The sequence below is a fragment of the Nocardia sp. NPDC049190 genome (assembly GCF_040648115.1).
GTDB lineage: Bacteria > Actinomycetota > Actinomycetes > Mycobacteriales > Mycobacteriaceae > Nocardia.
In genome coordinates, this window is sequence record NZ_JBEZDE010000025.1 from 21,075 (window position 1) to 45,400 (window position 24,326).

Annotated in this window: 19 protein-coding genes; 7 read left to right on the plus strand and 12 right to left on the minus strand. The window is 66.1% G+C overall.

The window, feature by feature from the left end; all coding sequences use genetic code 11:
- The first annotated feature begins 534 nt into the window (after window positions 1-534).
- Window positions 535-1,395 carry a helix-turn-helix transcriptional regulator gene (locus AB0B25_RS21335; RefSeq protein WP_357182130.1) on the plus strand — a complete coding sequence of 287 codons (861 nt, stop codon included), beginning with the start codon at window positions 535-537 and terminating at the stop codon, window positions 1,393-1,395.
- Here the strand turns inward: AB0B25_RS21335 and AB0B25_RS21340 are convergent.
- Window positions 1,392-2,219: an ABC transporter permease gene (locus AB0B25_RS21340; RefSeq protein WP_357182133.1), complete on the minus strand. Its 828-nt coding sequence runs from the start codon at window positions 2,217-2,219 to the stop codon at window positions 1,392-1,394. The two genes, AB0B25_RS21335 and AB0B25_RS21340, sit on opposite strands and share 4 nt — an antisense overlap.
- Window positions 2,216-3,037, minus strand: a complete 822-nt coding sequence (locus tag AB0B25_RS21345) for an ABC transporter permease (RefSeq protein WP_357182136.1) — start codon at window positions 3,035-3,037, stop codon at window positions 2,216-2,218. Before AB0B25_RS21345 ends, AB0B25_RS21340 begins: the two co-directional genes overlap by 4 nt.
- Window positions 3,038-3,309: 272 nt before the next feature.
- Between AB0B25_RS21345 and AB0B25_RS21350 the strand changes: the two genes are divergently transcribed.
- A complete protein-coding gene (locus tag AB0B25_RS21350; RefSeq protein ID WP_357182139.1) occupies window positions 3,310-3,807 on the plus strand; it encodes a hypothetical protein in 498 nt (165 codons plus the stop codon).
- Here the strand turns inward: AB0B25_RS21350 and AB0B25_RS21355 are convergent, their stop codons facing one another.
- Complete coding sequence (locus AB0B25_RS21355; protein ID WP_357182142.1) at window positions 3,808-4,260, minus strand: DUF4254 domain-containing protein; 453 nt, start codon at window positions 4,258-4,260, stop codon at window positions 3,808-3,810.
- Window positions 4,261-4,700: 440 nt separating this feature from the next.
- Here AB0B25_RS21355 and AB0B25_RS21360 point away from each other — a divergent pair, with 440 nt between their 5' ends.
- Both AB0B25_RS21360 and AB0B25_RS21365 read left to right on the plus strand, forming a co-directional pair.
- A complete protein-coding gene (locus AB0B25_RS21360) occupies window positions 4,701-5,756 on the plus strand; it encodes a MerR family transcriptional regulator (RefSeq protein ID WP_357182144.1) in 1,056 nt (351 codons plus the stop codon).
- A 134-nt stretch (window positions 5,757-5,890) separates the two neighbouring features.
- Window positions 5,891-6,391, plus strand: a complete 501-nt coding sequence (locus AB0B25_RS21365) for a hypothetical protein (protein WP_357182147.1) — start codon at window positions 5,891-5,893, stop codon at window positions 6,389-6,391.
- Between the two features lie 48 nt (window positions 6,392-6,439).
- Here the strand turns inward: AB0B25_RS21365 and AB0B25_RS21370 are convergent, their stop codons facing one another.
- Window positions 6,440-7,702, minus strand: a complete 1,263-nt coding sequence (locus tag AB0B25_RS21370) for a TIGR03118 family protein (protein WP_357182326.1) — start codon at window positions 7,700-7,702, stop codon at window positions 6,440-6,442.
- A 211-nt stretch (window positions 7,703-7,913) separates the two neighbouring features.
- Here AB0B25_RS21370 and AB0B25_RS21375 point away from each other — a divergent pair, with 211 nt between their 5' ends.
- Together AB0B25_RS21375 and AB0B25_RS21380 are read left to right on the plus strand one after the other, a co-directional pair.
- Window positions 7,914-8,411: a peroxynitrite isomerase gene (locus AB0B25_RS21375; RefSeq protein ID WP_357182150.1), complete on the plus strand. Its 498-nt coding sequence runs from the start codon at window positions 7,914-7,916 to the stop codon at window positions 8,409-8,411.
- Window positions 8,412-8,593: 182 nt separating this feature from the next.
- On the plus strand, window positions 8,594-9,256 hold the full coding sequence (locus AB0B25_RS21380) for a serine protease (RefSeq protein ID WP_357182153.1): 663 nt from the start codon (window positions 8,594-8,596) through the stop codon (window positions 9,254-9,256).
- Between the two features lie 2,400 nt (window positions 9,257-11,656).
- Here the strand turns inward: AB0B25_RS21380 and AB0B25_RS21385 are convergent.
- Window positions 11,657-13,195 carry an MFS transporter gene (locus AB0B25_RS21385; RefSeq protein WP_357182156.1) on the minus strand — a complete coding sequence of 513 codons (1,539 nt, stop codon included), beginning with the start codon at window positions 13,193-13,195 and terminating at the stop codon, window positions 11,657-11,659.
- 151 nt (window positions 13,196-13,346) lie between these two features.
- Here AB0B25_RS21385 and AB0B25_RS21390 point away from each other — a divergent pair, with 151 nt between their 5' ends.
- Window positions 13,347-15,962, plus strand: coding sequence for a LuxR C-terminal-related transcriptional regulator (locus tag AB0B25_RS21390; protein WP_357182158.1), 2,616 nt, complete (start codon window positions 13,347-13,349; stop codon window positions 15,960-15,962).
- A 61-nt stretch (window positions 15,963-16,023) separates the two neighbouring features.
- On the opposite strand, the gene AB0B25_RS21395 is transcribed toward AB0B25_RS21390, so the two are convergent.
- From AB0B25_RS21395 to dxr, 7 genes are all read right to left on the minus strand, one after another.
- Entirely contained in the window at window positions 16,024-16,368 is a 345-nt protein-coding gene (locus AB0B25_RS21395; RefSeq protein ID WP_357182161.1) for a hypothetical protein, read from the minus strand.
- Window positions 16,369-17,037: 669 nt separating this feature from the next.
- The gene (locus tag AB0B25_RS21400; protein WP_357182164.1) at window positions 17,038-17,379 is read right to left on the minus strand and encodes a TetR family transcriptional regulator; all 342 of its coding nucleotides are present in this window, start codon (window positions 17,377-17,379) and stop codon (window positions 17,038-17,040) included.
- A gap of 208 nt (window positions 17,380-17,587) precedes the next feature.
- Window positions 17,588-19,375, minus strand: a complete 1,788-nt coding sequence (locus AB0B25_RS21405) for a penicillin-binding transpeptidase domain-containing protein (protein ID WP_357182166.1) — start codon at window positions 19,373-19,375, stop codon at window positions 17,588-17,590.
- Between the two features lie 82 nt (window positions 19,376-19,457).
- Window positions 19,458-20,321, minus strand: a complete 864-nt coding sequence (locus tag AB0B25_RS21410; protein WP_357182169.1) for a GNAT family N-acetyltransferase — start codon at window positions 20,319-20,321, stop codon at window positions 19,458-19,460.
- A gap of 70 nt (window positions 20,322-20,391) precedes the next feature.
- Entirely contained in the window at window positions 20,392-21,549 is a 1,158-nt protein-coding gene (gene ispG / locus AB0B25_RS21415) for a flavodoxin-dependent (E)-4-hydroxy-3-methylbut-2-enyl-diphosphate synthase (RefSeq protein ID WP_357182171.1), read from the minus strand.
- A 155-nt stretch (window positions 21,550-21,704) separates the two neighbouring features.
- Entirely contained in the window at window positions 21,705-22,904 is a 1,200-nt protein-coding gene (locus tag AB0B25_RS21420) for a M50 family metallopeptidase (RefSeq protein ID WP_357182174.1), read from the minus strand.
- 171 nt (window positions 22,905-23,075) lie between these two features.
- Window positions 23,076-24,215, minus strand: coding sequence for a 1-deoxy-D-xylulose-5-phosphate reductoisomerase (dxr, locus tag AB0B25_RS21425; protein WP_357182176.1), 1,140 nt, complete (start codon window positions 24,213-24,215; stop codon window positions 23,076-23,078).
- Window positions 24,216-24,326: the final 111 nt, after the last annotated feature.

Sequence of the window (24,326 nt, forward strand, 5' to 3'; positions counted from 1 at the left end):
CTCTAGTCATCCAGGTAAATCGGCCATGATCATTGATTTGGGTAGAAATATCTCGTTATGGCAACTATCTCGCACCACATGCTGGACAGCAGACACACGCGACCGTACGCAGTAGCGGTCACGCCACGGCGCGCCGACCCGCCAGATCACAGTGGCTTTGCGCACGGGCTCACCTGATCGCCACCAGCGCGTGACAGTCACTCCGCCGAAACCGTCCGCAGCACCACACCTGCACGGATTCCACGGACTCCGACGATCGGAGTCGAACTTCCAGGGCGGTAGGCGATCCCGGTTGCGAACAGGCCGGCTGAGTCCTTTCCGTCCGTTCTCACTCGTCGCGCCGACCAACGCAATACGTGCGGCCGACCACCGTCGGCCTTGCCGCACCAGCACTGACCATACGGCAGATCACTGGAGGTAGTCTCTGATGCTGAGACCACGCTTCCGTCGCAGACTGCTGCACGCCATGCAGCGGCAGCACCTGTGCGCACCGCGTAGTCCGACGCCTCCAGTGCGCACACCGAAAGGGTTTTGATGGCAGGCAAGCGCACCGTCCTGACCGTCCGATTACGACGTCTCGCGGCGATGCTGCACGAGATGCGAGAACAAGCTCAGCTCAGCAAGGAAGAGGTCAGCGCCAAAACGGGGATCAACGTCACCACCCTGTATCGGATCGAGACCGCGCAGGCCCGTCCGCAACGCCGCACGCTGATGGCGATGCTCGATCTGTACCGCATCGGCGACGAGCAGCGCGAGGACGCGCTGGAGCTGCTGTCCGACGCGCTGAAGCCCGGAATGTCGCGCGCGTACGAGGGCAGCGTGTCGGAGGTGTACGCGGCCTATATCAACTTCGAGGCCGAGGCGCTCTCGGCCCGGCATTACCAAACCTCGATCGTCCCAGGGCTTTTGCAGACCTACGAGTACGCGACAGCGGTGATCGAAACCTCGATGCCGAAGCTCGAAGCGTCGGTCATGGAAAGCAGGGCGAAGGCCAGGATGGACCGCGCGGCCAACCTCGCCAAGGAGGATCCGCTGGAGCTGTGGGTCGTCATGGATGAGGCGGCGATTCGTCGCACGGTCGGTGGGCCGGTGGTGATGCGCGGTCAGCTCGACCGCCTACTACAAGAAGCCAAGCGCAAGAATGTCATCCTGCAGATACTCCCCTTCGACGCGGGCGCTCATCCCGGCATGGCGGGCTCCTTCACGGTCCTGGACTTCCATGATCCGGCCGACCCCGAGTTGGTCTACGTGGAGGGCATCGCGCGCGACGAGCTGATCGAAGGGCACAACGAAATCCGGCGCTTCGGCGTGATTTTCGACCAGTTGCGCGCCATGGCGCTGAGCCCACGGGACTCCGCCGCGATGATCATCGATGCCGCGACCCGGATGGGTTAGGCCCGGCTGGCCCTCCGGTATCCGATCGCGGCGGGCACCCCGAACAGCGCCAGAGTGCCGACCGTCCACGCGATCGTCGCCAGCAGCGGTGCCCGCACCGCCCCGCCGAGCGACAGCCCGCGCATGGCCTCGATCGCGTAGGTCATCGGCTGGTGCCGCACGATCGGCTGGGCCCAGGACGGATACGCCGCCAATGGTACGAACCCGGTACTGAAGAACATCATCAGCGACGTGCCCAGCGAGACCGCTTCCACCAGAGCGGTTTTCGCGCTGTAGACGGCGGCCGCGGTGACCAGGGTCGCGAAACCCAGACCGTACAGCAGCGGCACGCCGAACAGCGCGATCCCGGCGAGCGGACCCTGTTCGAACCGGAAGCCGAGCGCTACGCCGACACCGAAGAGCACCAGCGTGCACAGCAGAATTCGGGCGCCTTCGGCGGCGATCCGCGCCGCGAGCCCGGAGCCGCGGTGTACCGGCAGCACCCAGAAGCGGGCCAGCAGCCCCTGTTCCCGCTCGCGCCCCAGGGTGACCGCGCCCGCCACCGACCCCGACATCACGGCGACCAGCGCGACCATCGGCACCGACCCGTACAGCGCACTCACCCCGGAGAACATCGAAATCTGTTTTCCGAGAACAGTATCGAGGACCACGAGCAGTAACGCGGGAAAGATCAGCGACTGCACCATCGTCAGCGGATCGCGCCGCCACCGCAGCAGTAGCCGCCGGGTCTGAATGAGTGTCTGCGGGACCAGCCGCCACACGGTTTCGGTGCGGCCGAACACCATCGGCAACTCCGCCACCGTCCCCCTTGTTGTCACCGTCATCCTGACCTCCGCGCCGATACCGCCACCGCCGCGCCGCCGTAGACCACCAGCGAGCCGACCCCCCACGCCAACGGCGGACCGAGGACCGGCCATCCGACCGCGCCCGCGTTGCCCGACGGGTCACCAGCCAGCGCCCGCAGGGCGTATACGAACTGCGAGATAGGCTGGTTGCGCGCGAAACCCTGGAGCCAGGAAGGGAAATCAGTCGCGGGGACGAGCCCGGTGGACGCGATGCCGAGGATCAACTGCGGCAACAGCAGCGACTGGGTGGCCGCCTCCGGGCTCTTGGACAGGCTGCCGAGCAGATCGGCGCCCAGGCTCAGCGCCAACGCGATCAACACCGCGAACGCGAGGAATCCGACGGTCTCTAGCGCGCTTCCGTAGAAACGGAACCCGATCACCGTGCCGGACACCAGAGCCGCGACCAACGCCACCACTCCCCGGCACAGCGCCGCGGTGACCCGGGCCGCCAGCGGTAGGGCCGACGCCATCGGCATGGCGCCGAATCGCACGTTCAGTCCGTCCCTGGCATCGCTGGCCGCACGGAACGAGGCGCTGCTCACACAGAAGCCCACCGCTTGCATGACGATCATCGGCATGAGGAACTGGGCGTAGCTACTCAGCCCGTGCCCGTACACGTTCATCACCATGCGCAGCGGCACGTAGAACCCGAGGGTGAACAAGACGGGGGCGAGCACGGCGGTGAGCAGTTCGCCGTTGCGCAGCGCAGGCCTGACCAGACGGCGAGTCAGCACCCACCACTGCGCGATCGTCGCGGTCCGCGGTCGCGCCGCGCCCATGAGCAATCTCGTCTGCACGCAGTCATCTTCCGGTTGCCCGCCCCGGTTTGCCAGGACCGGGCCGCCTTCCGCGGGTCGCGGGGCGCGTCGATCTCCGGATGACACCGATCAGCCGGTTCGAGTCGCCGTTCGGCCGGAACTACCTGGATATCGACGAGACAGACGCTGAAACGCGCGGACGATCCGCTGCCCCAGCGACCGAACACGCTATCCGCCAGCGAACCGCGCGTGAACGGATTGTCCGGATCAGCTGATGACTAGTCGGTGCGTGATGGGTAAGGTGAGCGCCGATGACCAGCATGGAAGCCCGTTTCGGGGACGCGACCCGGACGGTGCCCCTCCCCAACCCGTGGAACCTGACCGCGTATCTCGCCGCAGTGGCCACGCACCGTGGCCGCTCGATCAGCCTGCACCCAGTGCCGACAACGATGCTGGCCGAGACGGGGTGCGGTATCGGCGGTCTATGGGTAGCCCGCAAGCACGATGACATTATCGTGTACGACGCGGATGCCACCGGCCGTCATGCCGACCACATCATCCTGCACGAGATCGGGCACATGCTGCTCGAGCACGGCAAGGACGGCGGCAGCGGCGGTTCGCTGCCGCCCTCGGTGGCCGTTATCCTGCCCTCGATCTCGCCGCACTCGATCGAACGGGTGCTCGGCCGCGACGAATTCGACGCCGATCACGAGCGGGAAGCGGAGGTGTTCGCGGACATGACCCTGGTGTACGCGACGCTGCCCCGACGGCGCCGACGCTCGTTCCGCTGGTTCAGGCGCGGCAAGTAGCTACCAGCGGTCGTAGCGTTCCTCGGGTAATCGTCTGATTCCGACACGCAGGTCATCGATCAGATCCTGATAGCCGTCGGCCAATTCGTCGATCTGGATCCAGGTGTCGTAGAAGACCGCCTCGGGCGCGTACGCGAGGGCGACGAACGCCTGGGCGGTGAGTATGGCCAGTCGATCCACTACCCGGCCCACCGTCTCGGTGTGTTCCGGCGCGCCAGCACGCGGGACCGGGGTGGCGAGTGTGATCCAGCGGTCGATACCGCGCGCCAGTTGTTGTCTCCGTCGGTCGAGTTTGGCGGATCGGACGACCGGGGTGTGCTCGCGGACCTGATGTAGTTGGGCCAGTTCACCGGCGGCCTCCAGCATCGGGTGATCGCCATGCGGTAGGCCACGGAATGCCGCGAGCAGCAGTTCTTTTCCGGGAATCGCCCGGTCATCGGCGGTCTGTGTCACTCGAGCGCTCCCATCCCGACTCGGGCGGGCGCGATCCGGTCGCGTGTGCACCGGTCGCGTCGTCGACGCCCTGCCACGCCGGTTTCCCGGCACCTTGTCTATCGTCCGTACCTGCCGACAGTGACCCGAGATCGGCAGCCCGCCGATCGAGCTCAGATCACGCACCCGCTCGACAATTGGCGTCATAGCAAATATTCAGTGACAGCACTGTATCCGGTCGATCATGATCTATTTACTGCGGCTATGACAAGTTGATCCGACATGACGGCCACTCCCTGGCGAGTCAGGCAAACGCAGCACAGGCAGTGCTGCACTAGCAGCCGCGTCGGACCGGTCGCGATGGTGACAGCTGATGCCGCGCGATGCGCAGACCGACCGAGCCAGTCGCGCAGCACCGCCGCGCTTGACCTTCGACCTGGTTGAGACTCCATGATGGCCGGGTGACAGGTTCGGCATCCGAAGGATTGATCACGATCGGCGTCCTCGCACGCGCCAGTGGGCTCACCGCGAGTGCACTGCGTTTCTACGACGACTGCGGGCTCCTGATCCCGGCGCTGGTCGATCCGCTGACCGGATACCGCTACTACACCGAGGCGCAGCGTGAACGCGCGACGCTCATCCGGCAGTTGCGCGCGATCGACCTGCCGCTGGACACGATAACGAGAATCTTGTCCGGCGACCCCGCGCAGGCACACCAGCTCCTCGACGACCACCTGGACGAACTGGCACGACGGGCCCGCGACGCCGCGCGCGTCGTCGCGACGGTGAAGCGATCGCTCGGAACAGGCGCGCACGTCGTGGTGTCCGCGGCGGCCCTCGCCGAGGCACTCGAGCAGGTCCGCGCCGCCGCCGCGACCACGCGGGCGATCCCGGTGCTGGCCGGCGTTCTGGTGGAGGCCGCCGCGAATGTCCTCACGCTCACCGCGACCGACCGGTACCGGCTCTGCACGCGCAGCGTGGCGGCGCACCGCGGGCGCGGCGACGCATGGTCACGGGTACTCGACCCGGACGAACTCGGGGCGATCACCACATGGCTGCGCGGCGAGGACGAGATCATCGCGACTCCGACGGAGCACGCCCTGATCCTGATCGGCAGCAACGCCGAACAGCGTTCCACCGTCATCGACGCGCCGTTCCCGGATTATCGTGCCGTGCTGTCCGGACTGGGCCCGGTGCGGACCAGGGCGGTCGTCGCCCGCCACCAGCTGCTGGGCATACTCGAAAAAACCGAAGCCACCGTGCAATTGGCGATCGACCGGACCGGCATCACCGTGTCGGAGAACCACCTGCCCGCCACGGTCACCGGCTCCGCCCTCACCGTGTACTTCGACCCCGCGACGCTGCTCCCCACCGTCCGCACCGCTCTCGGCCCCGATCTGATGCTCGACATCGCCGCTGCCGACCAGCCGGTGCTCCTGCGCTCGGCCACCGACGGCGCCCTCACCACCCTGGCCATGCCCACTCGGCCATCGACTCTCGCGGGACCGACCACGTGACCGCTGCGCGAGGCTGGACCATGCCCGCTGCCGGCGCCCACCCGATCACCGCCGGCGCAAGGCCCGACCGTCGACCCGTCCCCGATCCGCTACCGCACCACCATGACCATGCCCGAACGACCGACCGGAGAACCATGACCAGCCGCACCGACGAGACCATGACCGCGATCACTCGAGCGGTCGCCCTCGGACACGAAGGTCGTCCCGACCTCGCCCGCGAGTCCCTGCTCGCCCTGTGGGCCTCGCTCGGACCGCAGGGCGACCCACTGCACCGCTGTACCCTCGCCCACTACCTGGCTGACCTCTACGATGACGCGGCCGAAGCGCTCACCTGGGATGTCCGTGCCTTGGATGCCGCTGACAGCCTGTCCGACGATCGCGCGAGCCGCTACGCCGGGTCACTGCGCGTCGCCGCCTTCTACCCCTCACTGCATCTCAACCTCGCCGACGCCTACCGCAGGCTGAGCTCCTTCGCCGCCGCGCAGCGAGAGATCGACGCCGCTCGCGCCAGCCTGCACACCCTCACCGACGACGGCTACGGCGCCATAATCCGCACGGCAGTGCACGAGGTCGAGTCGGCAATCCACGATCGGTGCACCGACCGCCGGGTATCGGCCCCGACCGGAGGCCGGTAGCAGCCAGCGGCCCACACCGTTCGATGCGGTCCGCTGGGCTGAATCGGCTTACTTCACACGGAACTTGCCGAACAAACCGTCCTTCTCGTCGTGCGGCCCCGCGGTGAAGTAGAGCGAGTCGGCGTCACCGAGGCTCTCGCCGTTGCCGAACATCAGCGCCCACAGACCTTCGACCGCGACCGGCTTGCCCGCGCCGTCACGCAGGTAATCGATGAACGTGCCGGTGGCATCGTCATAAGCCACCACGTGTCCCGCGCCCCCGAAGTTGCCCACCAACAACGCGCCACCCAGCGGCCCGAATTCCGCGGGCGCGATGGCGACGGCCCACGGGGCATTCAACCGCTTGCCGTCGACGAGGATGCGCACCAATTTGCCGTTGGCGTCGAACTCGGCGACCTTGCCCTTGTCCGGCTTACCGCTGGCGTCCTTCTCCTCGTCCTTGTCCAGCGAATCCTGCTCGCCCGCGTCGAAAGCGGTCGAGTCTTTCTCGTCGGGCTGGGTATCGGCGTAGGTGATGAACACGCGGTCGCCGATGGTGGCGACGTTGAACGGCGCGGGGTCGCCCGGCTTGGCCTTCTTGCCTTTGTCCGGCGCGGACGCATCGATCGCCACGCCGGTGGCGAACGGGTTGGCGAAGCCCACGGTCGGAATCAGCTGCCAGTCCTTGTCGAACGTCCGCACCTGCGGGTCAGCGCCGAAATCGGCGGCGAGCAGCTTGTCACCCGAGGGCGCGAGCGCGATCCCGAAGAACTGCATGCCCTGCGACTGGCCGTCGAAGACCAGGTTGGCCGGGCCGTCGCGGCGCACGATCTGTCCTTCGAAGCCCTGCTCGGTCCACGCCGAGAGCTTGCCGGAATCGGTGGCGAAGATGTAGCGGGCCGAGCCGTTCAGCAGCTGTGGCGCGCCGTCCACGTCGACCGGCTGGTCATGCACGAAAAACAGATCGGAGGTGATCGGCGCCGGGTTGCCCACGACCCCGGTGATCTTGCCCGCGCTGGTGTCCGAGGTGTCGGCGTCGGCGCCCGGAATGGTGACAGCCGTCAGTGGGTCCTGGAAGAGTTTCCGCACCTGGGGATCCGCGGACTTGGTGACGTCACCGACGAAGGGGAACGAGGAACCGCCCGCGCCGACCAAGAGGTGCCCGCCCGCGCTTTTCGGTCGGTCGGCGAGTCCGCGGGCGTTCACCATGCCGGGAAAAGTGAACTGTGCGTTGAACTCGGTGTTGTTGGACGCGAGATTGGACTGGACGTACCTGTTGCCGTCGAGGCCCGGTGCCGGCTCGTTCGTATTCGAGCAGGCGACGACGACCAGTGCGACGCCCAGCACCGATGCATGGCGCAGACCCTTTCCGGCCCGCGACCGCAGTGCACCGTCCAGGCGCGAATCACTCCACCGTCCGTTCAATTTTCCCGTTCCTTTCCGACCATCACCACTCTTGGCGATTAGGCGACGCTAACCTTAGCGTGCAGTAAGTTGGTGAGTATTCGAGCGCCCGGCGAAGCACGGGTTTAGGCTGTTCGCCGTGGTCGAACACCATCCTCCGATAGCTCTGCATCCGGATATCGCCCCGCTGGCGCCGCTACTCGGCACCTGGCGCGGCAGCGGGCAGGGTGATTACTCGACCGTTGAGCCATTCGGTTATGTCGAGGAAATACGGTTCGGCCACCTCGGACGCCCTTTCCTCACCTATCGACAGAAGACCCGAGCCACCGCCGACAGGCGCCCGCTGCACTCCGAAACCGGCTATCTGCGCTGCCCGCGACCGGACCGAGTCGAATTGATCCTCGCCCACCCGACGGGGATCACCGAAATCTGCGAGGGCCCGCTCACGCTCGACAACGGTCGGCTGTGTCTGGAGTTGGACTCCACCGACATCGGGTGCAGCACCACCGCGAAACTCGTGACCGCCCTCGGCCGCTCGATCCGGATGTCCGGCGACACGATCGACTACACCCTGCGCATGGCTGCCGTGGGCGAGCCGCTGCAACAACATCTCACGGCGACGCTGCACAAGGTGTGATCGCGGGGCGACGTCGACGTGGGTGTCCGCACTGGAAACGCACACCCACCACAGGCTCCACGGGCACAGAACACGCGTGACGATGATGCATTGCCGCCTTGTCGGCCAACCTGTCGAAGAATGAGCAAAGGCTGTTCGCGCCGCACGGATGGTTGCGGTTCATTCGAGAGATTGGATGGGACATGTTCGAGAAACTCGCGGGAGCCGCCGCCGCATTCGCGGCATGGACAGCGCTGATCGGGGCGCAGGGAGCTATCGCGCACGCCGCGAGTCCGGCCGTTCTGGGTGGCGGCTCCGGCATCGTTGTCAATGACCAGCGCATATGCACGCTCACGACGATCGGGCACGATTCCGGAGGTCGGCTGGTCGGGTTCACCGCAGGTCATTGCGGTGATGCTGGCGCCACGGTCGTTGCCGAGGCCAACCGCGACGCCGGCGTTGTCGGCACCTTCGCCTACACGAACACCGAATTGGACTACGCCGTCATCGTGTTCGATCCCGACCGGGTCATACCGGTGAACCGGGTGGGTAACACGACGATCACCAGTGTGGGCGGTCCTGCGCGGTTTCCGGATATCGCCTGTAAGGAAGGATTCGCCACCGGGCAGACCTGCGGACTGACCTATGGCGATGTGTTGCAGTCCAACACCTCGACGTTGACGCAGATATGCGTCGCTCCCGGTGACTCCGGCGGTCCGGTCGTGGTCGGAACGGTGCTCGTCGGCATGGTCAATGGATACTTGTCCGTGCCGTGCCTGGGACCACAACTCGGGTCGAACATCACCGCCGTCGTCAACGACGCCGACGCGCGAGGTGGCGTCGGCGCGGGTTTCCACCCGATCTAGCTGGATACCTAGCCGTCCGAGCGGTATTACTTACTCGGGCACCACCGCAGCATTCCAGCCTGCGCCGCGTCATCGGCGATCATGGCGCGCCCGAGTTCGTGTTCGACCAGAAAGTTCTGGCTCGGGCGAGTCTGCGCGATGGAATCGAAATAACGCCCGCATATGGGTCTGGCGGTGGAGATACGCAGACAAAGATCGACGGCAATCCAACGTTCGACACCGGATAGGAATACACAGACCGAGCAATCCCAGGGCGACACTGCGCCTCCGGAAACAGATACCGGTCGTCGGTCAGTGAATTCCGAGTCGGCAGGACGACTTGCGCGATCGTTATTTCATCGTCGGCGGTCGGACCGCCTTCGACAATGAACACCGAATTCCCGCCGCGAATCGTATCGCCGTAGTCGAGTCTCCGGACCATTGTTGACGAAGGTCCCGTTCTTCGACAGTCCGTTGGCCCCCGACAAGCCAGTAATCGGACACCCGGTCGATAGCGGGCAGAAGCGAAACAGTCGCCCGGCGGTCTCGATTACGTCGGCTGGGTTCGACCGGCCGATCGTCACAGTGGGTGCGTGACGGTCGGTCGGAGGTCGGGCCACATTCCATGGCCCATCCGGTGGGACAAAAGGGCAGCATCGGAGACAGGAGCCGCCCGATCCGGCGGATTGCCGCGGTAACCGAGTGGTCGCGCTGATCATGCGGCCGGGCCAGCGGCGGTCGCCGCCGAGTCGGATCATCCAGTCGCGGAGAAGGGCGGGGCCGACCGGCCCACCGACTACTGCCGCGGCGAGTTCGGGGGTGACCATCCTCCGAACCAACCAGGCCCTACTAGGAGGCCGGCCCGACGACTTCGTCCATCGAGCGTCACCGGACCCGCTCCGCACGCCGGGCAAGCAGCCCACTCCAGGCGAGGTTACCTCTCTCGCGTGGCGTACCGAGGTCCCCGAGAACGCACATGGGCCTCGAGAAAGTCAGCACGGAGCCGACCACCCGAGACCGGACTGGGTCCGATCCGCGTCGCTACACCTGGCCGTCATCGAAAATGTGCCGAGCAGCCACAAGATTGATACTCGAGCCGCACTTTGTTACGCAATCGCTATCTTCGTCGGCAGCTGGGTGTTCGGCCCGGTCGAGACGCGCCTGCCCAGCCGATTACCCAACCTCTCGTATGGACACTGTCCAGTTCGAACCGTGTGCAAGACAGGATATTCCACGCGAGTACCGCCGGCGCCGATCGAGGTGGCCTGAGCGCGTGGCACGGTCACCGACCCCACGACTCCGGCAAACCGCTCCGATCGACCGATAGGCGACTCTCCCGGTCGCGTACACATGGGACCACCTCGACCCGGAGTTCTCGACGACACGCATTGCCAGAGCATTGCCGCTGCGCCCCTGACGATTTCACACCGTCATGGACCGAACCCGTCGCCTCGGCGATCGGCACACCGCCGGGAGAACACGGGCGCTCGGTGGGTACGCGTACCCACCGTCACGGACGACCGTGGGCGATCCACCCCACATCGTCGGCCAGCCACCACCTTCCGTTCGATGCGGTGCACCAGCGGCTTCCGCAAATGTCCACCAATTCTTGCCGCCCGAGGCCCCGCACCGGAACCCCGCGACGCGGTTCAGCCCGAGAGAAATGCGCCATTACCTGTCCGAACAGAGCACCCGGCCCCGACAACTCCGGTGGTCGAATCCCATTGATCGCCACGTCGAAAGTTGTTATTGCACAACATAACGAAGTGCGGCTGGAGTGCCGATTCTTTGGGCCGGCGGGCCATTGGTCGCCAACCGGAACGCGCGCCGATCCGCCGACCCGCACGTAGCTGACCTCCGGAAACGCCAGAACTCGGCGAAGATCCGCGCGCCCTATACCCAGAAATGGGAAGCTTGCGCGAGATCGACTGGGCCACAATGGATAACACATTGCTCGACCGAAGAAGCGGAGGCCTCGATGAGCCATTCTGTTTACGGCGAGGCGAATTACCTCGGCAACAGCAAGATACGGTCCGCTCGAGCATTGCCTTCGTGAATATGCCCGACAGCAATCGGAACGTCGTCAGTCCAATGGAATAACTGACACTTCTAACCGGCGGCATTTCTTCTGAATGCCCGCCCCTGTGTACTCAGGCGGGAAATCCGCCCGAGTTCCGAGACTGCCTGGGGCATAACCCGCCTCAGGCTGATCAAAGAGGAAGGAACCTCCGATGACCAAGATTGCCCCGCCGCCCGGCACAATGACGCCCCCTCCCGGCATGATCGTTCCGCCGCCGATGGCCCCGCCGCCGTTGGCGCCGCCGCCGTTCGCTCCGCCGCCGCTCGGGTGAGATAGTCGAGACTATCGGCCGGCTTCGACATTGACTGCGAAGCCGGCCGATACTCGCATGGCGGCCGTTGTCACCGCACACGACCCAGTACCATCTCGGGTTGTGTTGCGTTGATGGTGCTCCCGCGCACCGCAAGGGCGAGCATCGCGACAAGCAGTGCCCACCGGGTGGCAACGATCCCGACGGCCGACAACAGGTAGCCCGCACTCAGCGCGCCGAGCGCCATTGCCCCCTCGGAGACCAGCGACATGGTCCCGAGAGCGCGACCGAGAACCCGCTCGGGTATGACGGACACCCGATAGACAGTCAATGCGATGTTGCTGGCGACGGCGACACATCCGATGCCGCACCAACACAGCGCCAGCACAATGGGGTTGGCGCTGAACGCAATCGGCACGAGCAGCGCTGTCCACATCCACAGTGCCCCTCGATAGGCGCATTCCGCGGAGAAACGGTCGGTGATCCATGGGCCCATCGCGGCGCCGAGGATTCCGCCCACCCCGGACATGCCCAGCACGACACCGGTGGTCCAGGCCGGCCGACCACCGGTTTTCAGCTCCACCAGGATCAGTAGCAGGACAACTTGGATGATGACATTCGAGGCTCCGATCAGCAGTGTCGAGGTTCGCAGCAGCGGTTCGGCCCAGACGATGCGCATACCGGCCACGATCTCTCGCCCGGTCGCACGGTAGGAGTCCGCGGATTCCGCCTCCGCCGGCTTCGGTCGAATCCGGGATAGCGCAGCGGCGCAATAGATGTAGGACGCGGCATTGGCGATGAACGGCAGCCAGCGAGCGACACCGTACATCGCAGCCCCTGTCGCACGCCCGACCAGATTGGCGATCGATTGCTCGGACTCGAGGAAGGCGAACGCTGCCGGCCGCTGGTCGACGGAGACCAGATTCCGCACCATGCCCAGTTCGCTCAGACTGACGAAGACGTAGACGCTTCCCTCGATGAACGCGGTGCCGGCGAGGATCACCCCCAGACCCGGAGGCCGGATCGTAGTCGCCGCGGCGGCCAGACAAGTGCCGGCCAACCCGACCACCTGGCAGATCTCGAGGGTTCGCAACCTATCGGCGCGGTCGGCGAGCATGCCTGCCGGAATCTGGAAGAGCAAACCCGGCACGCTCAGCGCGAACCCTGCCCAACCGGCCGCGACGGGCGAACCGGTCACCGCCAGCACCAGCATCGGGTATGCGATTCGGACGCCGTGAAATCCCATCAGCGATAACGCGTTTCCGGACCACAGGAGCACGAAGTTCCGGTCCGTATAGATCCGCGATCTACTCATTGTCGCCGGAGGTGCACAACTGTTGCGGCGCCACACCGAACTCCGCAGCCGCATTTCGAGCGCATCCATTGCCTTTCTTCGATTCCGCGCGGCCGGGCAGGACACCACCAGATCCGGCGTGGAGTGTGGCCGAATCATATTGGCGCACCGGCATATTCCTCGATGTCGGATTCCCATCGCTGAGAGTTCGACAATGGAGATCGCGAGCCTGAACTCCACCGAATCCCTGCCGCAACCGAACCCAGGAGGCCGCCGAAAGGTTGGGCGTTCCCGACACAGCAGACCACACCGAGGACTCGACCGACCGCGAACCATGATCAACTCAGCCCTCGCCGGCCCGGCCGCAAACCAGTTCGGTAACGAAGCCAGAAGATCCGCGCGCTTGTGTCACACGTGATAACGAACCGGCTGCCGGGTCTGCCCGGAGATAGCGTGCGGTGCATTTGGGCGACTAGGCTGGGGCGATATGTCGGCGACGCACCGTGAGCGTGCCAGGGGTCCGGTGGCGACAACGGATAGTTTCGTTGGTCGTGGTCCGGAGCTCGATAAGACCTGCGCGTTGCTGGTGGGTTCGACTCGGTTGATCACCCTGGTCGGGCCGGGTGGGATCGGGAAGACGCGGCTCGCGACCGCGGCGGTCAGCCGGTTCGGCAAAGCCAGGAATACCCCGGTGTTCTGGGTGCGACTGGCCCGATTGACCAAAGGCGCCGACGCGGTGGCGATCGAAGAAGAGGCGACGGCATCGGTGGTCGAGGCCGACTTTTCGGGACGGTCGGGGTGGGAGGCGCTGGTCGATACATTGACCAGGACCGACGAGTCGGGACACACCCTGCAGACGGTACTGGTGATGGACAACTGCGAGCACGTCCTCACCGGCGCAGGACAGGTGATCGCGGAATTACTCGCGGCGGTACCGGGATTGACCATCCTGGCCACCAGCCGTGAAGCGATCGGCTGGGTCGACGAACACGTGGTAGTGGTTCCCCCGCTGACCCGGCAAGAGGCGGTGACCTTGTTCAAGCAGCGTGCCGAACTCACCGGTCACCCCGTCACCGACGCCGATCATGGGACGGTGGTCGGCCTGATCTGCGGTCGTGCGCACAATCACCCCCTGTGCGTGCGGTTGGCGGCGGCGCGGTTGATGCGGCAGCCGTTGGCGATGATCGTCCGAGAGTTGTCCGGCGAGGCGACCGACAGACGGTTGCGATGGTCACATGGACCGCGAGTGGGCGCCGAACGACGGCATCAGGGCATCCGTGACGTCATTGCCTGGTCTTATGACCTGTGTTCGGACAAGGAGCAGCTGCTGTTGGACCGCATGTCGGTGTTCGCCGCAGGTTACGACACCAACCCCGAAGACCACACCTGCTCGTCCCTGGATGTCGGCGCCGATCTGGAGGCCATCGAGGCGGTCTGCGCCGACCCGGCACCCGAACCTGATCACAATGGAAAGATCGCGGTAGGTGTGGCGGCTGATGAAGTCGAAGGCCTGCTCGAGCGTCTGGTCGACCAGTCGCTGGTGACCGCTCACATCACGCCGAGCGCGGTGCGCTACTCGATGCTGGAGTGTATTCGCCTGTTCACCCGGGAACGGCTCGAAGAACGGTCCACCGACGAGGTCGACGAACCAGCGCGGTTCGAACAACGTCACCGCCGCTACTATCGGGACAAAGTCGTTCATGTACAACGCCATTGGTACAGTCCCGCCGAGCAGGATCTGTTGAATTGGGCGCGTGCGGCATGCGACAACATCATGACCGCGATCGAGACCAGCCTGGCCGCGGGCGACCCGGTCCTCGGCTTGGAAATCTCCACAGGTCTGATATCCCTGCGAGCATCCTTTTTCAAGGGCTCACTGCGAGAACTGCTGCTCTGGACCGAACGCGCACTGCAGGCGACCCGCACACTGACCCCGCAGCCCGTCGAGCTCCAAGTCGAGGCCATGACCTTGGTCGGCTGGCTTTCCCTGCTCCAAGGCAACAACGAGGACGCCGAACAGATCCTCGAGGACTGCGTGAGCGCGTGCATCGATGATCCGAAGACCAGACAGAACTGGCGACGCACCCCCGAAGACGACATCGGGCTTCCCGCTCCGGTCGAATTCGTCTGGGGCGTGGAACTGATGTTCGCCCACGGCGATCCGAGGGCTATCCCGGTGTTGGCGCGGGCTCTGGACAAGTACCGCGCGCACGGCGTGCGCGGCGGCGAGGCGAGAAGCGAATGGCACGAGGCATTGGCCGCGAGCCTTCTCGGATCCGCTGGACAGGCCATGGAAATCACACGGCGTCACCTCGAGCACGCCGCCGACACCGGAGCGTGGTCGAAGGCATGGGCCGAGTTGCCCGTGGCGATCGCGCTGACCAAACATGGTGATCCGACGGAGGCGTTGACGATCGGGCACGCGGTACTTGCACACCAACTGGCTGTGCACGACCAGTGGGGCGCGGTGTGGACCGTACATGTCCGGATATGGTCGTTGGCGCAGATCATTGCCGATTCGATCGCGGCGGGCAGCACCGACTCGATGAAACTGGAGAGATTGGCCACCAAGACCGCGCAACTTGCCGGCGCAGCGGCAACTTTATCCGCGGAGTTGGGTGTCAGTATCGACGTCCTGAGCCCCGTTGCCTATGAAACGAGCAAGGCTGTCGACGTCGCTCGCCAAGTGCTCGGATCCGACGCGTTCGCCACCGCACAGCAGCAAGGCTCCCGGTTACGCCCCGAGCTCTGTGAAGTGCAGCGCTTGGCGCTGGGGACGCTGTCCATCGAGAAGATGCCGATGGACCACCCCGCCCGGGAGAACACCCTCTCGCATTGGGGCGAACTGTCGGCAGCCGAGCAGGAGGTTGCGGCGTTGGCAGCGGCGGGATGGACGAACACCGCGATCGCGGCCCGCCGAGGAATTTCCCGCAGGACCGTCGACGCGCAGATGGCCGCCGTCCTCCAGAAACTGATGATCGCCTCACGCGATGACATCATCGGATTCGTTCCCGAAGACCAGATCAGCGAGGTTCGGACCGAGGCAACCAGACAGCCACACCGAACCGGGCAGCGACCACGTAGCCCACGGTCACGGAAATAGTCGGGCGCCTCCCCCGATCCAGCCGCGCGATCGGGCCGTCGAAGCGTCCGTGGCGATGGGTTCAGGTCCAGAGTCTGCGACAGGGCAGGGGAGGCCGACTGTCGCACAGTTCGTCATCGATCGTGACGTCTGCGCCGACCTTGTGGGCGACTGCGGCGAAACGGTCCGCCACCTCGCGGTAGTCCTGGTAGTCCAATTCCAACGACGGACACGTGAACCGCACCCGGATGTGGCACAGATCCTGTTGCCACGTACCCACATCGTGGATGGGTGTGTCGTTCCAGCCGAGATCGTCTGCCTCGCAGACCGACCTCAGCCGGTGTGAATCCGGCGTCCGGTCCTCGGTCACCGGCCAGGATTCCGAGTGGGTGGGCTGCTCGCCGGGCCGCACGATTGCGCTGGTCATCGCAGTTCTCCCCTCGGCCGGATCGGCGCGGAACGAGGACTCGGAGCGTGCTGATCCGATATCGACCGACATTTCACCTGTGTACGGGACAACGTCATGGACATCGGGGCCCCAGGGGTTCGTACCGCGATCGACAACAGGACCGGCCGTGCGTTCCGCAGCGGACGATGAGCCAACGGCAAACCACGCCCGCCCACCTGACTCTGTCCGCGTCGCACCCGTCGATCCTTCCGGCCATCGAACACAAATCCTGACAATCACCAATAGTTGACGAATAGGGGTGGTACCGCGCATCGGCAGATACCGATGGATATACCTATAGCGGCTACCTAGTCACCCCACATAAGCCACTGTGTGAGGTGCCCGCCTATGACCGCCCGGCACACCGGACACCACCCTTTTCGGATAAAAGTGCCAGCTCAGAGGCCATCCGCCCGCGCTGTCCATGGTCGAGTACTGGCCGAGGACGCGCACTCTCTCGCAGCGGCGATGACCTCAGCGTGGTGGCGACGCCGCGCCGACGAGCTTGATGAGAAACCTCTCCATCTGGTCCTGCACAACGGCGGCCAGGGCTGATCCGGCTGATTGAGCCGCATCGACACCGCACCGTGGACGGCTGCGCGCAGGTCGAGCGCAACCACAGCCGCCCCCTCGTCGACCGGAATCAGGTCAGCTTCCATACACCGCCGCACCGCGGCGACCGTGCGGTCGGCAAACTCCCGCTTGAACGCCATCTCGGTCCGCTGATTGAGAGTGGTCGTGCAGCACCTTGTACAGACCCGGATGCCGATATGCCCACTCACCCAGAATCAGCGTACGCGCGCGCAATGCCGACACCGGATCGTCCTGCCGCGCCTGCGCGTCATCGATTGCCTGCATCAGGTCCTCGTGGCGCCGGTTCAGCGCCGCCAGCACCAGTGCATCACGGTCGGCGAAATGGAGATAGACCGACGTGGCGGCGCTGCCGATCGCACGAGCCACCGCCCGCATCGACAGATGCCTGGTCGTCACCGAGTTCGTCGAGCATGCGCATCGCGGCGGTGACGAGTCTTCGCGCAACCGTCTTGCAGGACATTCCCGAGGAAGCTCGTCATCAGAACGGCGTGTTCTGAGTCGGTGCGGTGACCACCTCGTACCCGACGCAGCGACGCCGCGGCGACGGGTACCGCGACCGGCGCGACGTGATCGTCGGCTCCTGGCCGTCCGGCCGGGGAAAGCGTCAATACCCGGCGGGCAGCGCCGCGAACATGTCCCGCGTCACCGCGACCGCGTTGTCGGAACTGCCGCCCCGCACCAGCAGCGTCGCGAAGGCTATATCACCGCGGAAGCCGACGAACCAGGAATGCGACCCACCGTCGACCTCGGCCTCGCCGGTCTTGCCGGACACCTCACCCTGATCGGCGATCCGCTCGGCCGTGCCACCGGTGACCACTCGGCGCATCATCGCGCGCAGCCCGTCGACCACGTCGGGAGCGAGGGCGGGACGATCACCATCGATCTCGGTCGGGCGCCCTGCGATCAGATAGGGCACGGGCGCCGAGCCACGCGCGATGGTCGCCGCCATGAGTGCCATGCCGAACGGGCTGACCACTACCTTGCCCTGCCCGATGCCGTCTTCGGTGCGCTGGATCAGATTGTCGGCGGGGGGCACCGTGCCGGACACCGTTGGCAGTCCCACCACCGAATAGCGCGGGCCCACACCCAGTGTCGCGGCGGCGTCATGCAGCGCCGAGCCCGGCAGCTCACTGGCGAGTTGGGCGAACGAGGTGTTGCAGGACCGTTCGTAGGCAGTAGCCATCGGCACGCTACCCACGGTGAACAGGTTGTAGTTGGGGATGGTTCGCTCCCCGATCACGATCTCGCTCGGGCACGGTAGCACCGTGTCCGGTGTCGCGATGGCGGTCGAGATCGCCGCGGCGGCGGTGACCGTCTTGAATACCGAGCCGGGCGGGTATTGGCCGATCGTCGCGATCGGGCCGTCCCGGTCGGCGGCCTTGTTCTGCGCGACCGCCAGAATCGCGCCGGTGGACGGGCGAAGCACCACCATCATGGTCTGCTCGGTACGCGGGTCCACGGCGCGCTGGGCGGCGTTCTGCACATTGCGGTCGATGCTCAGCGAGAACGACGGCGCGGGTTGCGCGGGCACCTCGGTGAGCAGATCGGTGTCGACCCCGTTGGCGTTCATGGTGACCACGCTCCACCCCGCCTTGCCGTCCACCTCTTCGATCACCGTCTTGCGCACTTGGGCGAGCAGATCGGGTGCGAAATCGCGGTCGGTGCCGATCAGGTCCCACTGTTGGGTCAGCGTGACGCCGGGCAGTCCGATGAGATCGGTACTCACCTGACCGGATTCGTTCTCATTCAGTTGCGCGACGGTGTAGGCGCCGGTGGCGGCCTTCGCCGCACGGAGGATGGACTCGGGCGTCAACGACTTGTCGAAGCGGTTCAGCGCGGCGGCCAAGGCGGTAGCCACCGCCTTTGCGTCGGTGGCCTGCGCCGCGGTGAACGCGACCCGGGACACCTTGCCCGGCACCAGCACATCACTGCCGGACTGTTCGTTGACCCTTGCCCGTGGCGCCGGCGCAGACCGCAACGCCAAGGTCTGCGTATCGCCCAGTTTGGGGTGGATGTCCGATGAGGTCCAGCGGACCATCCAGCGCCCGTCGCTACGGCCCATCTGCAACTGCCCGGCGTAGCGCCATGTCCGATTCTTGGGCAGCCGCCACTCGTAGGTGTAGTCGACGGTGGCGGTATCACCGCTGACCCGCGCCGCGCCGGTGCGCGCGACAAGCTGTTCGGCCTGCAGCTTGTCCCACGCGGAACGCAGTGCGCCGCTGGCCTTCTCCGGCAGATTGGTGAATTCGGCGGCGGCAGCCACATCTTTCCGGGCAAATGCCTCGACGAACGCGTCGGCAACGGGGAGCGGACCGCGTGGCTCGCTCGAGCAACCGGCCGCGGCGACCGCGAGCGCCACGACCGTGAGCGAGAGGACCATCCGTGTCGGCATCGGCACCGATCGTAGCCGCCACTGTCAGGCAAACGCCTGCGGCGCTCCGGAATTCGGCCGGACTCGCAGCGCCGATCCGCGCTCAGTCGACCAGGATCGTGGCGAAGGTCGCGATCTGCCGGAAGCCGACCCGGCTGTAGGCACGGCGGGCTGTCTCGTTGTAGTCGTTCACGTACAGGCTCGCGGTGCGACCGGAGGCAACCACCGCGCCGGCAACCGATGCGGTGCCCGCTGTGCCGTGCCCCTTACCCCGATGTTCCGGATGCACCCACACTCCTTGGATCTGGCCGGTACGCCGAGACAGCGAACCCACCTCGGCCTTGAAGATCACCTCGCCATCCTCGAAACGGCCCCAGGCCCGCCCGGATTCGATCAGACTCTGGATCCGGCGGCGGTAGCCACGCCCGCCGTCGCTCGCCCGCGGATCGACACCGACCTCCTCGATGAACATCGCGATCGCGGCCACGAGGTAGCGATCGAGTTCGTCGGGGCGCACCCGGCGAACCGCCAGGTCGGGTGTGGCCAGCGGCGGCTGGGCGAGCGCGAGCAGCGGCTGTTGCTCGCGCACCTCTCGTTCCGGACCCCAATGATCGGACAGCATCTCCCACAGTGGCAGTGCCAGCTCTCTGCGACCGACCACCGAGGAACACATTCGGGGCCACTGGATCGCGCGGTCGGCGAAGGCGCGCAGCGCGTCGTGGTCGCCGAGCAACGGCACCAGATTCGCGCCCGAGAAACACAGTGATACCGAGGGACCGCCCCGGCTCCACAGTTCGCCATGGCCGCAGCGGGTGTCCAGGCCGAACTCCTGTAACCGGGCAGCGATCATGCACGAGGCAATCGGATCGGCATCCAGAACACGGAGTACCTGCGCCAGGTCCCGGTTGGCGAGCTGCCGCGCAGGGAGGTCTTTACTCCGGCGCGTCGGTTCCAGCAGACTCCGCACGGTGACAGCCTGCCACGATCCGACGCGATCCGGAACGGCTGCGTCGAAAGCCCAGGTACGCGGGTTTCGCTCAGCTGACCGTGACGACCGGTTCGCCGGTGCCTGCGTCCTCGCCCATCTCCTCGGCAATACGCATCGCCTCTTCGATCAGGGTTTCCACGATCTGCGCCTCGGGGACGGTTTTGACGACCTGCCCCTTGACGAAGATCTGGCCTTTGCCGTTTCCCGAAGCCACACCCAGATCGGCCTCGCGCGCCTCGCCGGGCCCGTTCACGACACAGCCCATGACGGCCACGCGCAACGGTACCTCCATGCCTTCCAGCCCTGCGGTCACCTCGTTGGCCAGCGTGTACACGTCGACCTGCGCGCGTCCGCAGGACGGACACGACACGATCTCCAGCTTGCGCGGACGCAGGTTCAGCGACTGCAGGATCTGCCCGCCGACCTTGACCTCCTCGGCGGGCGGCGCCGACAGCGACACCCGAATCGTGTCGCCGATCCCTTCCGACAACAGCGCACCGAAGGCCACCGCGGACTTGATCGTGCCCTGGAACGCCGGTCCCGCCTCGGTGACGCCCAGGTGCAGCGGGTAATCGCACCGCGCGGCCAGTTGCCGGTACGCCTCGACCATGATCACCGGGTCGTTGTGCTTGACCGAGATCTTGATGTCGCCGAACCCGTGCTCCTCGAACAGGCCCGCCTCCCACAGCGCCGACTCCACCAGCGCCTCCGGCGTGGCCTTGCCGTACTTCTCCAACATCCGCTTGTCGAGCGAACCGGCGTTCACGCCGATGCGGATCGGGATCCCGGCCGCGCCCGCCGCTTTCGCGACCTCCGCGACCCGGCCGTCGAATTCTTTGATGTTGCCGGGGTTCACCCGCACCGCGGCACACCCGGCATCGATCGCCGCGAAGATGTAGCGCGGCTGGAAATGAATATCGGCGATCACCGGAATCTGCGACTTACGAGCGATGATCGCCAGCGCGTCCGCGTCCTCCTGGCGCGGGCAGGCCACCCGCACTATGTCGCATCCCGACGCGGTGAGTTCCGCGATCTGCTGCAGGGTCGCGTTCACATCGTGGGTCTTGGTGGTGGTCATCGACTGCACCGAGATCGGGTGATCGCTGCCGACACCGACATTGCCCACCGCCAACTGACGGGTCTTGCGTCGGGGCGCGAGAACAGCCGCCGGTGCAGCGGGCATCCCCAATCCGATTGTGCTGGTCACGTTCGGGTGCCTACTTTCATCATGTCCATTCCATTCGCAGCCGAGTCTAGCGGTGGCCGCACCTGTCCCACATCTTGTGACAGCCATGACAGCGCTCCCGGTTGCCGCGACGGGCTACGGGAAAGACCGACCACCGGGATGCGCCCTGATGACGATCAGAACAGTTTGATCGGATTGACGATGTCCGCGACCAGGGTGAGCAGCATGTATGCACCGCCGATCACCACGAACACGTAGGTCGCCGGCAACAATTTCAGGTAGTTCACCGGTGCGCCGGGGGCTAGACCGCGCCAGCCGCGCAGGGTGTTGCGAATCTTCTCGTAGAGCACGACGGCGATATGGCCGCCGTCCAGCGGCAGCAGCGGCAGGATGTTGAACGCGCCGAGGAAGAAGTTCAGGCTGGCCAGCACCAGGATGAATACGCCCCACAGCCCACGTTCCGCGGTCTCGCCGCCGATCTTGCTCGCGCCGTACACACTGACCGGGGTCTCCGGGTCGCGCTCGCCGCCGGTCACCGCGGTCCACAGCGCCGACACCTTCTGCGGCATCTGGGCCAGCGATTGGAACGTGCGGATGAACATGTCTCCGGTGAACGCGCCGGCCGCGGGGATCGCGGTGACGACGTTGTACTTGACCGGGTCGTAGTAGTCCGAGCCGACTCCGACCGCGCTGACCTCCCGCCCGGCGCCGCCGCCCTCCGGGTAGCGCAGGACGCGTTCGGGCGTGACCGGAATGGTCAGAGTCCGGCCGTCGCGCTCGATGACGTAGGTGAACGGGCCGTTCTGCTTCTGAGTTTCGGCCTGGAACTCCTTCCAGGTGCTCACCTCGACGCCGTTGACCTGCTTGACCACGTCGCCACGCTGCAGTCCGGCACGCTGCGCGGGGCCGGTGCCGGTGCACGGCTGGGTCGAGCCGTCCGGATTCTGCTGCGCCACACAGCTCAGGTCGCCCAACGCGGTGCTGGGCGGCTGATCGAATCGTGGCAGCCCCCAGCCGATCGCGAGCACGACAACCAAGAGGAAGCCGAGGAGGAAGTTCATCGCGATACCGCCGGACATCACCACCAGTCGTTTCCAGGCGGCCTGGCGGTACATGGCACGGTCGAGTTCTTCGGGGCGCAGTTCGTCGAGAGCGGTCATGCCCACGATGTCGCAGAAGCCACCGAGCGGAAGCGCCTTGAGGCCGTACTCGGTTTCGCCACGGCGGAACGAGAAGATCTTCGGCCCGAACCCGATGAAGTAGCGCCGCACCTTCATGCCGGTCGCCTGGGCGGTCCACATGTGCCCACATTCATGCAGCGCGATCGACACGGTGATGCCGAGCGCGAACAGCACGAATCCCAACGCGAACACCATTTGCTCTACAGCCCTCCTGCGTTTGCGCAGCTCGAATATCCCGCACGCACGCGTCCGCACCTGGCCGCGAGCACCACGACCACCCTAACCGGACACCGCCCGACCCGGTGTGTTCAGTGTGCCAGGCGCGGTCGCCGGGCGAGTCCGATGCGTGGTGCGGGCCGTGTCGGCTCAGGCCCGCACGTGAGCGGCCGCGAACTCGCGCGCCCAAGCGTCGGCGGCAAGGACCTCCGCGAGCGATTGCGGCTCCGCGCGCCATTGGTCGGCCGACTCCACCGCGGCGGCCGTCGTCCGGACGATGTCCGGAAAGCGGATAGCTCCGTCCAGGAACGCCTGCACCGCGATCTCGTTCGCGGCGTTGTACACCGCGGTCACGCTGCCGCCCGCCTGCCCGGCCCGGCGAGCCAACTCCACGGCAGGGAAGACCTCGTTGTCGACCGGCTCGAACGTCCAGGTGGCCGCGCTGCCGAAATCGCACGCCGCGGCGGCGCCGGGCACCCGGTCCGGCCAGCCGAGGGCCAGCGCGATCGGCAGTTTCATATCCGGCGGGCTGGCCTGGGCCAGGGTCGATCCATCGGTGAAGGTGACCATCGAGTGCACGATCGACTGCGGATGCACGGTGACGTCGATGCGGTCATAGGGGATGCCGAACAGCAGGTGCGTCTCGATCAGCTCGAGGCCCTTGTTGATCAGGGAGGCGGAGTTCAGCGTGTTCATCAAACCCATCGACCAGGTCGGATGCGCCTTGGCCTCCGCGGGACCGACCGATTCCAGCATCTGCGTTGTCCACCCACGGAACGGGCCGCCGGACGCGGTGAGCACGAGCCGATCGACCTCCTCGGCCCGACCACCGCGCAGACACTGCGCCAGCGCGGAATGCTCCGAGTCGACCGGGACGATCTGCCCGGGCGCAGCCGCGCGAGTCACCAGGGAACCACCTGCGACCAGCGATTCCTTGTTGGCCAGCGCGAGGCGGGCGCCGGACTCCAGAGTGGCCAGGGTCGGCTCCAGTCCCAGCGAGCCGACCAGCGCGTTGAGCACGACATCGGCCTCGGTACGACGCACCAGTTCGGTCACCGCGTCCGGTCCGCCGAGGGCGAGGTCGAGCTGCTGGGCCGCGGCGGGGTCGGCGACGGCGACGTTGTGCGTGCCGGTGGCGGCCATCTGGCTGGCCAGCAGTGCGGTATCGCTGCCGCGGGCGGCCAATCCGACCACCTCGAAACGGTCGGGGTTGGCGGCAATCACCTCGAGCGCTTGGGTACCGATGGATCCGGTACTGCCCAGGAGCAAGACTCTCACGATGTCGGACACGCCTTCATTGTGTCCTACGCTCGGGAACGCGTTCGGCGGGCGCGGGCCGACTGACAACGACGCATCGTCGTATGTCACGATATGCGGCATAGCTCATCGAGTGAGTACCGC

Coding starts and splice junctions, on each gene's coding strand:
- AB0B25_RS21395 (WP_357182161.1), bottom strand. CDS start 16,368: ATGACCAGCGCAATCGTGCGGCCCGGCGAGCAGCCCACCCACTCGGAA.
- AB0B25_RS21420 (WP_357182174.1), bottom strand. CDS start 22,904: ATGGTGTTCGCGTTGGGATTCGTGCTGTTCGCGCTCGGCATCACCGTG.
- AB0B25_RS21380 (WP_357182153.1), top strand. CDS start 8,594: ATGTTCGAGAAACTCGCGGGAGCCGCCGCCGCATTCGCGGCATGGACA.
- AB0B25_RS21385 (WP_357182156.1), bottom strand. CDS start 13,195: ATGGTTCGCGGTCGGTCGAGTCCTCGGTGTGGTCTGCTGTGTCGGGAA.
- AB0B25_RS21365 (WP_357182147.1), top strand. CDS start 5,891: ATGACCAGCCGCACCGACGAGACCATGACCGCGATCACTCGAGCGGTC.
- AB0B25_RS21350 (WP_357182139.1), top strand. CDS start 3,310: ATGACCAGCATGGAAGCCCGTTTCGGGGACGCGACCCGGACGGTGCCC.
- AB0B25_RS21405 (WP_357182166.1), bottom strand. CDS start 19,375: ATGCCGACACGGATGGTCCTCTCGCTCACGGTCGTGGCGCTCGCGGTC.
- AB0B25_RS21390 (WP_357182158.1), top strand. CDS start 13,347: ATGTCGGCGACGCACCGTGAGCGTGCCAGGGGTCCGGTGGCGACAACG.
- AB0B25_RS21340 (WP_357182133.1), bottom strand. CDS start 2,219: ATGACGGTGACAACAAGGGGGACGGTGGCGGAGTTGCCGATGGTGTTC.
- AB0B25_RS21335 (WP_357182130.1), top strand. CDS start 535: ATGGCAGGCAAGCGCACCGTCCTGACCGTCCGATTACGACGTCTCGCG.